Source organism: Dellaglioa sp. CoH-56-MRSF-14, from assembly GCF_056782115.1.
In genome coordinates, this window is record NZ_JBXAYB010000009.1 from 1 (window position 1) to 12100 (window position 12100).

The 12100-nt window shown below is 35.9% G+C and carries 9 protein-coding genes and 3 pseudogenes; 1 reads left to right on the forward strand and 11 read right to left on the reverse strand.

Going from position 1 to position 12100, the window contains the following annotated elements; genetic code table 11:
* From AC1RPX_RS07475 to mobV, 8 genes and pseudogenes are all read right to left on the reverse strand, one after another.
* A pseudogene (locus AC1RPX_RS07475) lies at positions 1-236 on the reverse strand (plasmid replication initiation protein); the annotation flags it as partial.
* Between the two features lie 5 nt (positions 237-241).
* Positions 242-832 (reverse strand): site-specific integrase, encoded by a 591-nt coding sequence (locus AC1RPX_RS07480; protein WP_150289733.1) that lies wholly within the window; start codon positions 830-832, stop codon positions 242-244.
* Positions 833-835: 3 nt separating this feature from the next.
* Positions 836-1702 carry an HNH endonuclease gene (locus AC1RPX_RS07485; protein ID WP_150289734.1) on the reverse strand — a complete coding sequence of 289 codons (867 nt, stop codon included), beginning with the start codon at positions 1700-1702 and terminating at the stop codon, positions 836-838.
* A gap of 881 nt (positions 1703-2583) precedes the next feature.
* Positions 2584-3945 (reverse strand): MFS transporter, encoded by a 1362-nt coding sequence (locus AC1RPX_RS07490; RefSeq protein ID WP_481762195.1) that lies wholly within the window; start codon positions 3943-3945, stop codon positions 2584-2586.
* Between the two features lie 489 nt (positions 3946-4434).
* A pseudogene (locus AC1RPX_RS07495) lies at positions 4435-5112 on the reverse strand (type I restriction endonuclease); the annotation flags it as partial.
* Positions 5113-5144: 32 nt separating this feature from the next.
* A complete protein-coding gene (locus tag AC1RPX_RS07500; RefSeq protein WP_481762198.1) occupies positions 5145-5717 on the reverse strand; it encodes a DNA-binding protein in 573 nt (190 codons plus the stop codon).
* On the reverse strand, positions 5710-6867 hold the full coding sequence (locus AC1RPX_RS07505; RefSeq protein ID WP_481762197.1) for a RepB family plasmid replication initiator protein: 1158 nt from the start codon (positions 6865-6867) through the stop codon (positions 5710-5712). The genes AC1RPX_RS07500 and AC1RPX_RS07505 overlap by 8 nt, the downstream gene beginning before the upstream one ends.
* A gap of 502 nt (positions 6868-7369) precedes the next feature.
* On the reverse strand, positions 7370-8605 hold the full coding sequence (mobV, locus tag AC1RPX_RS07510) for a MobV family relaxase (RefSeq protein ID WP_481762196.1): 1236 nt from the start codon (positions 8603-8605) through the stop codon (positions 7370-7372).
* 1078 nt (positions 8606-9683) lie between these two features.
* On the opposite strand from mobV, the gene AC1RPX_RS07515 reads away from it, so the two are divergent.
* Complete coding sequence (locus AC1RPX_RS07515; RefSeq protein ID WP_224138772.1) at positions 9684-9968, forward strand: hypothetical protein; 285 nt, start codon at positions 9684-9686, stop codon at positions 9966-9968.
* Between the two features lie 491 nt (positions 9969-10459).
* On the opposite strand, the gene AC1RPX_RS07520 is transcribed toward AC1RPX_RS07515, so the two are convergent.
* From AC1RPX_RS07520 to AC1RPX_RS07530, 3 genes and pseudogenes are all read right to left on the reverse strand, one after another.
* Complete coding sequence (locus AC1RPX_RS07520) at positions 10460-10783, reverse strand: DMT family transporter (protein WP_014386287.1); 324 nt, start codon at positions 10781-10783, stop codon at positions 10460-10462.
* Positions 10784-10928: 145 nt separating this feature from the next.
* Positions 10929-11342, reverse strand: a pseudogene (locus AC1RPX_RS07525) (IS30 family transposase); the annotation flags it as partial.
* A gap of 167 nt (positions 11343-11509) precedes the next feature.
* The coding region (locus AC1RPX_RS07530; RefSeq protein ID WP_113848075.1) for a plasmid replication initiation protein at positions 11510-12100 on the reverse strand (591 nt) is incomplete at its 5' end.

A 12100-nucleotide genomic window follows, 5' to 3' on the forward strand; every position in this document is an offset into this window, starting at 1 on the left:
CCGCTTGTATCAAGGGTTTCAGCCATTTCTTGTCGGCGTCCGATTTCGTGATGTCCGCTTGTATCAAGGGTTTCAGCTGTTTTATTATTTTCTTGTCGGCGTCCGATTTCGTGATGTCCGCTTGTATCAAGGGTTTCAGCCGTTTTATTAGCAAAATCCCGTTTAATATACACGTCTTTTGCTGTAACTTCTAAATCAGCAAGGTAAAGTCTGCGTTTAATTACAGTTGTATTCAATTAGTCTAACCAAAATCAATTTGATCTAACATGGTTTCCCGACTCGCTTGGTCTAAGCCAAGGTAAGTTAACGTCATAGCTTCACTAGAATGATTCAGTAAGTGCATGACTAAGCCAATGTTGTAATTTGACTGTGTATAGACACGGTAAGCGCCGGTTTTACGCATGGTATGTGTGCCGAGATAGTTGATACCTAATAAATCTCCAACGCGTGCCATGATTTTATAAAACTGCTTCTCAGTGATATGACGATCTGGATGGGCCGTTGAGGGAAATAACCAATCAGAATTGATATTTTCTTGGACTAGCCAATCATGATACTGCAGTAAGTCTTGTTTAACTGGCTTTAAATATAACGTGTTTGCTTTACCGGTCTTTTTATCATGAATAAAGGCCGTGTGTTTAACAGAACCGTCTGGATTATAGACATCTGATTTTTTTAAGGTCATGACATCACTCACCCGCAGTAGGGTGGCTTTACCAACTTGAAAGATGGTGTAGTTACGCCGACCCGCCCGAAAACTATCTAGTAAAGTATCTTGTACCATCTTTAAGACGTTGGAATCTTTGATGGGTAGTACGATTTGTTGCACCATGTTTTACCTATTCCTCACTTTACTTAATAAAATTTCTTTATCCTTAGGATCATTTAAAGCGTGAATCTTTGCATGACAATTAGGACAGACGGCAATACAATTTTCAATTGTATCTTCTCCACCATCTGATAAATAATTTATATGATGGGCATGCAAAAATGGCTGATTATATTTATCTAAAAATGGGGCTAATTGTTCACAAAGAGAACAATATCCATTAGCAATGCGTTTAACGTAGTTAGCAATGTAAGGACTCCTCTCAAAGGAAATAGTATTCACAAATCTTGAACTAGCCTTGTCATTAGGATTATTTTTATGGAATTCATGGTTGGAACGACTAATTTCTTGGGCCATTTCAGCTAATTTTGATTGTGGCAATTTTTGCAAATGTTTATCTTGCTGAATTGTATGACTCTGGATAATGGATAGTGGTAATTCCCCATTGCCGTTCTTTATCGTAAGAGGGAATTTATAAACTAATCTGTAATTATGATTAGCATCTAACTCACTCGCTTTGTACGGATTATTTGACAAATAAACTATTCCTCTGTAAATATATTCACGGCTAACAAATGACTCAAACAGATGGATCGTGATGTTATCTTGATTAGCTTCAACTATTTTCTTATTGTTTCTGGTTAACTCTTGGTCACCTTCTTTTCCTTGACCCGTATAATGCAACGTGTCTTTTTCCCAAGAATCTTGATAAGGCACATCTTTCTGATTAGCACTCTGATGAAAAGAAAATATAACTAGACTCCGTGTTTTAGTTGAAAATCTGACACCACCAGAATTAGATACCCTGAAGATCTCCATTATTTGGGCATTACTATATACATCACCAGTTATTAAAAGATTATTTTTGTCCATACTTTTGCATCCTTTTTTGGGGTTATTATAACATTAAAATAAAAAGAAGCCCCTGTTATCTAGTGATTAGATAACAGGGGCTGTTTTAATAGGTTTTCATAGGGTCGATTATATAATTATAGACCCTGAGTTAAGGAATGTACTGATGTTTTCTAGTATAGTCCCTAGTTTGATAATATTTATTGTATTTTTCTGTATTTAGTTATTCGATGATATCGAGGCTAATATGTCAGTCTTCCAAGCAGCCATTGGTTGGTATATCAATTTTTATAATCGAAATCGTATCTCAAATATTGCCTAAGTAACTGAATAAAAATAGTCCAATTTATTGACTTCTGAGCAATATTACCATCCTTGAAGTATAGAGGATCCTTATGGACAACTAACATTGGGACACCTATAGTACCGACGAGAGGAACCTATGAAATGTTACACAAAAGCTATAAGACAACTGATTGAGTTGATTATACCAACGTGCATAAAAACATTGTTGCGACAAAATAATATGTTGCTTGCTAATGTAGGGTTGGTTAGTCTTATAGACTTTTATTATCTGTAAACCCTTGTCCCTCAACGGTTTACAGATAAGGCTTAGTCTAAAATTGCTCTTTTTTTAAACATTAAACTTTTCTATTAACTTAATAATAATAACCACGGGCGAACTTAACCGTTGTGTTGACGGGTGCTTATCACGTAGCTTTCATATTTAACGATCAACAAAGTATTTTTTGATGCACAAAATAACTTTTATACTTCTTATCAGTGGTTCAGGCAAAAAAGAGTAAGAATTATTTAAATTCTTACTCTCGCTACATCTCCTTTTTGAGTTTAATATATTGCCAACACCGATAATACAATAGATGTTTTCTGAATAACCTATATCAACTTTTTATATTTTGGCTAAGTTTACTTTCACGTTTTAATATCTTACGATCATTTAAGACCAAATAAATTGTTAGAATAAATATTAACCCTAAGGCAATAAAAATAACAGAAGAGTTAGCTTGCCATCCGAATTTATCAACCAGTATACCAATCAAGGCAGTTGCTCCAACCTCTCCTAATACGTATTGGAAAAAGCCAATGAAGCCCGTCGAGAGACCAACAGCAAATTTAGGAACTGCTTCATTGATCATTAATCCGATAAGTGTTGCAGGTGCATAAATCAAAGTTCCCATAAAGAACAAATCAATAGTTATGAGGGTTTGATTTGTGCTAAAGAAATAAATAAGTAATGAGGCAGTTAATCCAAATAAACACCATAGACAAACTAACGCACGCTGCCCTTTTAGCTTATCCGATAAAATCCCCATTATAATAACACCTGGTACGGCAGCAATTTCAAAAATTCCTACTAACCATTTAGAGAAAGACGGGGTAAATCCTTTGGTAGGTAGATAACTAGGGATCCAACTCATGATTCCATAGCGAATGATATAAATCGCCATTGAAGTTACGGCCACAGCCCAAACAATTTTATTCGAAACGATATGCTTTATAAATACTTGCATAATAGAAAGATCAGTATTGTCATTGTTATCAATCTGGCCTTCACCTGTCACCTCTACTGTATCATCATATTTTGAAACAGGGGGTAGTCCTTCAGCAATAGGGCTTTCAGAATTAATGACCAGCATTAGTGTTGCAATCGTGACAGAAACGACTGATGCGGTTAAAAAAATAGCAGCAATTGAATTACTAAATAAAAATGCAGCCAACTCTACAGTCAGCACACACAAAAATGCACCGGCATTATGAGCAGAAGACCAAATAGCATAAGCCGTCCCACGCTTTTTCTTAGAAAACCACAAACTAATTTCACGCTGACATGCTGGGGCTCCCATAGCTTGAGCAGAAGCCATTAATAACATAAGCGCAATAATAACATAAAAATTATGAGTGAAAGCAAGGCCGGCATTAAAAAAAGCAGATAGATACAGACCTAATACCAAAAAGTATTTGGTATTCGCTTTATCAGATAAAGCACCCATAAATAATTTAGAAATCCCATAACCAATTCCAAAAGTTGAGAGAATAAGGCCAACTTGACTAATTGAAAAACCATATTCTTTCATAATTGAATGTTGTTCCGTCGTAAAAACCAATCGAATAATATAATAGGCAACATAAGAAAAACTGGTTGCAACTAGAACCCCTAACTGTTTCCGTCTAAAAGTACTATCAATTTCTTCAACTGGTACTTTAACATTAGAATTAGTTGAAGCTAATAACCATTTAAACATAATATAAATCCCCTCTCTGCATTTTAAACATAATATAAATTCCCTCTCTGCATTTTAAACATAATATAAATTCCCTCTCTGCATTTTATGAAATCGCTTACAACAACGATATAATATCACAAATAAATCACATTTACCACATAAACATTCATAATTTGAACAATTAATTCACTTTTATCAAAAACGTAACAAACATAATTTTAGACTTCAAAATTTTCTTCAGTGATTAAAATTATTGGGTCAATTAATGCTTATGTTTTAAATTTTGCTTTCAACATCTCCAATTTGAATTCTAATATTCAATCGCATAAAATTTTTTTTCCTTAGTTCTATTTTGATTTTTTCATACTCGGATAATTTTCGAAATACCGTTTTTGATATAGAATAAGTGTCCTACCTAATCAAATATTGAGTAGATGAATTGGACAAATTATAATAATAACCACGTGCAAACTTTCTGTTTTCGTGGTGGTTGATTGTCGCGCAGTTTACACTTTGGGTGACATCCTTGCCGTCATCATCACGCCAACCAAAGGCAAAATCACGGTTATAAGAGTGGCTATTCTTTGGTCGTGCAAAATAGTGCGCTGAATTTTGCGACAAGACAAACTGCACTTGCACAAAAGAAAAGAGTCCCGTGTACATGCCGTCACCGTCATACTTTTGGAATTGCTCAAATGCATTCCATTGGTTTTGTAAGGACTCATCTTTTTCTTCAATGTGGGCTACAGGTAACCCATTAATCAGTAGCAAGATATCAATCCGCCGCTTAGAGCTTAGACTAGTCGCTAAATCTGTGAACGTAATTTGGTTAACGACTTCATAACGTGAATGTCCACCAGCCACTTCATCACCATAGAATATTTCAAGTTCTAGCTGCGTCCCATCATCACGATTCAACGGTACGGTCCCAACACCACCCGCACCCGCCAACATGAGTTGCGCATCATACGGCGTTTTATTCTTCGTTAGTTCCAACTTCACTTGTTCAAACTCATTATCAGATAACAGAGTATCTTCTAGTCGTTTGCGATTGTTGGCATTCAGAATATCTCGCCAGTGATCATATAACCGATCAACTGTTACACCAGAATAATCTGTGAAATATTCTCAACCTTCACTCTTTAGCTTATCAATTACAGCTTGTTCAAATTTATCTTCCGCCATTTAACTAGTCTTCTTTTCTTTTTTAGTTGTAACTATTTACCAAAACGCCACCACTTTTTAGGTTTAGGTTGTGACTCCGGGGTGCTATTTTCAGGTTCCGGTTGTTTGTCTGACGTCACTTCTTTTTCACCATCATCATGCGGTGCCATCGTTAAGGCTTTCAAGTCCTTAATTTCTGCCTTGTATTCTTCGAGCAGTTGTTTGTCCTGTAAGGCTAGCCGTTGTTGCTGATCTAATAAATTTTGCATTTGTGATATTTGTGAATCTTTATTTTCTATTTGCTTATCTTTAACAGCTAATTGTTGTTCTAATATTTTAAATACATAGCTATTATCCGTTGTTTGCTTATTATCACTGGTAACATTAGTATTACCAACGTTACCACCAACGTTGCTACCTACTTTTTCACTGCCGTTACTACTAGAAAAATGCTGTTTTAAAAGCCTATAACCACTAACCGTTACTACTAATGTTTCTACTCCGTTACTATATACGGTTTCTACGTAGTTTGCTCTAAATTCATCGGTTAATCTTTTCCTAACTGCTTGCTTAGATACCTTGAATTCATCAGCAAGTTCTCGAATTGTTTTTAAATTGTCACTCATGATCTATATCCTGCCTTTTAACGATTGGTAGATACTGTTCAATCGATTTTTTAAGATACTTAGCAATATTCTTTTTAGAATAGTCATCTTGTTTATCTCGGATATATGCTAAGTGCTCTTTGACACCGTTTAAACCACGTAACTCTTTTAATTCGTCATAACGTGGATAAACATTTTTCTGTAACCCTGACAAAATAGACGTATCCGTTAAATCAATATATGACAACAAAAACTGCTCCATAAGTAACTTTGTATATGGACTTTTTATAGCCTTAACAGTCAACATGTCTTCTGTTTCTTCTTGGCGAATCTTGCCCTCAATATAAACAGGATCATCCTGTTTATAACTACTATCAGCTGCAACTTGTTTTTTAGTAATGTGAAAGACAATACTATCAATGCTGCGTCCTTTTTTGACTTTTTCGTATGTAACTTGAAGCGAAGTATGCTCTGTTATTTCGTCCAAAGGATTTTTCAATATCCATTTATCAAAATTTCTAAAATCCTGATACTCATCTATTGTATCCGTCATTTCTCGTAAGTCTCGTATACTCATTTCAGGGTTACGGTAACTTTGAACTTGCTCTTCTCTTCTGCCGCCTTTAACACTGTAGTGCTCATACTGGTTGTAATTCATTGATAGCCAACGATACAAAACAATCGCATACTTGCTATTCAATTCAGAAATTTCTGACAAAGCATGTTGCGTAAAATTTGTTTTGAGATTAATTAAATAGGGCATGATTTCGGGACTAAATCGAATTAATACCTCATCATGATAATCCGTCCATTCTACATAAGGAATTGGCACAATGCTCACAAACTTAAACCCTTTATCTTGCTCTTTTTTAATCTGAAAAAAAGCTTGTTTCTGCATTTTTTCAATCGCTTCTTTAAAGCGACTATGCTTATCGTTATCATCAACCTTAAAGAAAGCAAATAACTCTTGCTTTGATAAATAAACCGTCTGATCCTCTGGTGGATTATCTGTATCAATTAAAGACACCGCTAGTTCAAACATTTTAAGTGGTGTTTTGTCCATTTTGGCGATGGATGTAATCAAACTATTATGTTCAACGACTTTTCTTTTTGATAATTCATTCAAGGTCTGTACCTGCCTTGTCTTTGATTCTTCTGGTATAATGGTCATATAAATACACTCCTTTGGGTGTGTTGTTGGATAAGCATAAAGAAAAACTTTTTGTCGGGGATTTCTTTATGCTTTTTATTATATCATTTATAGTGTAGTTTTTTTAAAAAAACTACACGTATGCACAGTTTTTTCTACACGTATGCACAGTTTTTTCTACACGTATGCACAGTTTTTTCTACACGTATCTAGCTTTAAAGCACTGATAAACCTCACTTTATACCCGCGCAAAAGAACAAAAGATTAAAATATAAAAGATAAACTTATAATAGGCTGCGCCTTTTTATTGAACCCATAAAAAAACAAAACAAAAAGAACACCGTTGTACATAATGTTTGTCCAGAGTGTTCTTTTTGTTTTGAATTATTTTAAATGATGGATTACTGGTTATGTAACCTAATTGCCACTTATTAAGCCAATAGCGACGTTTTAATCTATTTAATGATTATTTCTACGTCACATGGCTAAAAACGCTTAGAACGGCAAATAAACCGGTTTAGCGTTAGAGGCTAGGTCCTTTAAAAAGATCACGCGTTAATTCAATGATTCGATTAATTAATGCTTTAACTTGTTCAATACCGCGATCTAATCTAGTTGGCGCTATTTTCGTATCTGGATCTGCTCTAGCTGTCGTCAGTGTTTTTAACCAGGCCTGGGCTACTTTTTTATTTTGAGTGAGTTCTTCATGATCCAGCTTATAAAGAACATACCGGGCCTCCACATCCGTATGGGATAGTTGGTCGACACCATAATCATTTTTAAGCATGTCTCGCATGGCATAATCCAGCTGTTGCTGGTCTCGCTGCCGCTTCTGAAGCGCTTGATGCGTTTCTTTCAGGTTTTGATAATCAGATTGGATGTCAGCTAATTGCACTTTGACTTGTCCTAACGTTTGCTTGAGTTCTTCTGTCTCATGCTGGCTTTGTAAGGTGGCTTTCTTCATCGTGGCTAACACGTTTTTAAAGCGATCTAAGTCATCTGGTTTAAGCACCGTCTTACCAAAGAGGTTTTTAGATAAGGCTTGTTTAAAATCATCAATTTGTTTTTCGGCTAAGTCAACTTCCGTTAAGGCTTGATCCGTGATTTTAAGTACGGCCTGTTTAGCCCTAATATTGTCTTCAACGTCAGCTAGTTCGTTTTTTAAGGCGTTAAACTGATCGTTGTATTTTTTGATTTCAGCGACATTCTCAAACGGTAAGGTTTTGTTATTTAAAATCCCTTGTTCATAAAAGGGCAGCACCTTTTTTAAATGCTGATCTAAATCATCATGAAAGGTTTGCAGATCATGTCGCGTTAGGACTTCTTTAGCGGATACTTTATAACGCGCTTTTTTATCATCAAAAACCACTGGTACAAAGGCATAGTGCAAGTGAGGGGTTGTCTCGTCATAATGTACGACAGCGGCCACGGCATTTTCTTGGCCATAACGGTCATTAAGAAAATTGGTGGTTGCTTCAAAAAAGGCGCTCTGTTGCTCGTAGGGCGCTTCTGCGAGTTCTTCAGGTAAAGTGACAATCCAAGTCGCTAACGCCTTCACATCGTCTCTTTTCATGCAATAAACGTCATTTAAACGCGCGTTGAAGCGTGAAAGCATATCTGAACCATCTGCCATGAGATCTTGATTCAGATAGGATTTCGACACATCAATTTCTTTGTTAGTGTGATGGTCGGTTTTACGTTCAAAATGAACGGCTAAGCCGGGAACTGAACCACGCGTATTTTTCTTTAAATGCGCCATCAAAATTGCCTCCTCAAAAAAGATTTTCCAAGACCAGTATAACACCGTTAAAAATCTGGTATAGCCTGTTATACCAAAATAATATTTTGGACAGGCTCTGCGAGGCGCGTCATCGACAAGCGATGACAGTAGCGTTTCCCCTTCCTGCTGGGGAAACTACTATTTTTCAGCGCCTATCATCCGGCTAGAAAAACCTCCGGCGGGTCACGCCGTGACAGGGCAATTTATCATTGCAGGATCACTTTCAGTGAGAGCATGTCATGCAGAACGCTGCCCGCGTGGGGCAAGCTGCTGTCAGCTTAACCACATTAAAATAATCGGTAAACGTAAGTGTATAATAACAAAAAAATTGTAGTGGACTATCGCAATTAATAGGTGTTATACAATAAAAGCAAACAAAAAGGCACCCTTAAGGTGCCCACATTATTTTAACGATCATTAAGATCATCAAAATAACGTTTGATTGCGAACGTCACAACAGCAACACAGATTGCGTTAAACAATTGTGTAAGTTCTTGAAAAAAGTAAAACATGGAGTCTAAACCTCCTTGCCGTTGCAGTATAGTAGGAAACAACAGCTTTTTAAGTATATCATGTTTTGAAATACCAATAATATAATGTTATAATGTTAATAGAAGAAAGTACATGGAGACTAACCTCTCTAGTAAAAAGGGCTAGTGCGTAGGAACACCAGCTCTTTTTGTTTGTCTTTTTTGAAGCAAGTTTCCTTTCAGGGCAAGACAGTGTATAATTATAAACAATAACTGCCATGAAACAGCTCTGCTGTTTCAAAGGCTTGGGCCAGTACGCTGGTCAAGCCTGGTGGCCCACTTTAAAATACAGTGACGCTGATAGTATGATGGCTAGACTGTTATTTTTGACAATTAAAGACGATTCAAAAAATTAACCAAGCCCCCAAATTACTAATAGGGGGGGTAAAATTGCAAATAAACCGATAGGTAACCCCTCCTCAACGCTTGGGGGAGTAAGTTTAAGTCGACATTTCTATTATGGGGCAAAAAGGTAATAAACGCCCCTTTGATGAGATTTATCTAATAAAATCAAGAAAGGAGCTGTTATGACGTACAATGCAATTAAGGGTCGCTTTACGCGCGTAGCCCCTGATAAAACGATTTTGTATGGCGACAAGTCTTATACGTTTGCCTTAACACCGGAACAAAGTGACCAGATTGACCAGGCTGTTTATGCGGTTGTCCTGGCCAAAAATTACAAAACGACCTCATTTTCAATTGATGAGAAGTTAACCTTGTCTGACGAAGAAGTCGCCCAACACAAGTTGGTGGTCCGTTTACGCCTCCGCAAAAAGCACAAACAGCCCTCTCATAAACCGCTCACGGACTAAAATTTCACAAATAACAAAAGGCTAGTTGTGGGGATTATGAGAGCTAGACCAATTATTTTTAGCTCAATTCACAAGACGTGATCACAGAAAAAGCGCCAAACCCTGTTTATTTCAGGTTTGGCGCTTTTTAGTTTAGATAAGCGACATTAAGTAAACCAAACATTGGTCGGCGGATGTCAAGTTGAAAACCACATGTTTAATATTTTAGTAAACTACTGGTTACATGTATGTAAAATTAACGAAGATTATTTTTTAATCAGAGCACAACTTTTTTTAGAATATCATGATTTGGTTTAAAAGTAAATCGGACGTACACGTTTTTGGAACGTCTACGCAAAGGCTTTTAGCAATCAAATTACTCACTATTATATCAAATATTTCAATTAATTAACCCGTTTTCAAATATTTATATTCTAAGCATAATAAAAAGACACACCAGGTGCCTTTTGTTTATTATAATATTTATACAGCTAGTCGTTTTTTATTTTGGTTTAATGACCAGGACCATACAAGTTTAAAACGACAACTCCTGACAAAATTAATACAATTCCTAAGACGCTGCTCAGATTAATAGATTCTTTCCAAACGACTACTGCCAAAACAGTTGTCAATACAATTCCTAAGCCAGCCCATAAAGCGTAAGCAACATTCAAGTTTATAGTTTTCATAGCTAATGCTAAAAAATAAAAACTTGCACCGTATGAAACTAAAGACCCCACAGTTTCCCAAAGCGAACTGAATCCGTTTGAAGCTTTTAACAAATTCGTTCCCAAGAGTTCACCTAGAATCGCGAGCCCCAAAAATATATATCCCATTAAATTACACCTACCTTTTTTTTATAACGAAAAAAAACGACAAAAATGAAAAAATTCATTAGTCGGCGTTTTTTAGCTAGCCACAACCCAGCTATTCATATATTTTTTATTATACAATTTACTCCGCTTAATTGCAATGTCGTTTTTAATTATTCTCGAATTCTTGTTTTTTAACTTCAAGCATACGTTGTTTACGCTTTTCATAAGCTCTACGGTAACGTTGCATGGCTTTATATTCCTGCTCAAAGACTACCATAGGTCGTTTACCGTCAAGTGCCTGTCTCAATGGCATAGCATTCATTTTTGAAGCTACTTCATCTAATTGTCGTTGTTTCACATCTTTAAATGACGTGCCTTTAGGGTACCAATCACGTAGCTTACGGTTTCTGTTTTCATTTGAACCACGTTGTTGTGGTGATGACGGTGTGGCATAGTATAGCTTAATTTTAAGCTCTTTTTGAACATATTCTAAAAAGTCCCATGAGATAAATTCAGAACCATTGTCGGCTGTTATAGTACGCACAGCTTTGCCATAACGCTCATAAAACAACCTAAATGCATTGAAACACTTGACTTCTGGTAGAAAAAGGACAAGATATTATCTTGTCCTTTGATTTTAATTGCCTTTAATAACGCTTCTAAGGCATTTTTGACATTTTACTAGTCTTTGTACTTTGTTGCTTTTAAAGTTTCTCTGTGGCTCTTATATGAGCTAATTTAGCCATTTTAACTTAATGATTGCAGGTATTCGCTGTACCACACTTCAAAAGTATTTCTCATTGCGCCAAAAATGTAATTTTCAGGATTAACTTTTTGTTTTTTATCCTGTTTATTTCTAATAGCGTTAAATGTTCTTCTCAATGAAACTGTGATGTCATGTTGCAAATCCTCGTAGTTATCTAAAAAGATAGTTGTTGGTTTTCCTGTTTGTTGAGTAATAAATGTTTCACTTGCCTTTTTAGCATTAAAAATAATCCCAATCATTTTTTCCATTTTCTTTGGATCATTTGCAGACCATAAACTGATTAACTTTATGGTTTCAGCTTCTAAAGGAATTTTACCTGAATTTCCGTTTGATACTAGAAATTCGCTTGCATTAGCTACAATGTCTTGATTTTGTTTTTGTAGAACATTTTGAGAGAAATTAGTTGATGAAAAATCAAGCATGCTTGTATCTTTATTAGTATCTTTATTAGTATCTAAGTTAGTCTTATATAGATTGTGTCCGATTTCGTGATGTCCGCTTGTATCAAGGGTTTCAGCCATTTCTTGTCGGCGTCCGATTTCGTGATGTCCGCTTGTATCAAGGGTTTCAGC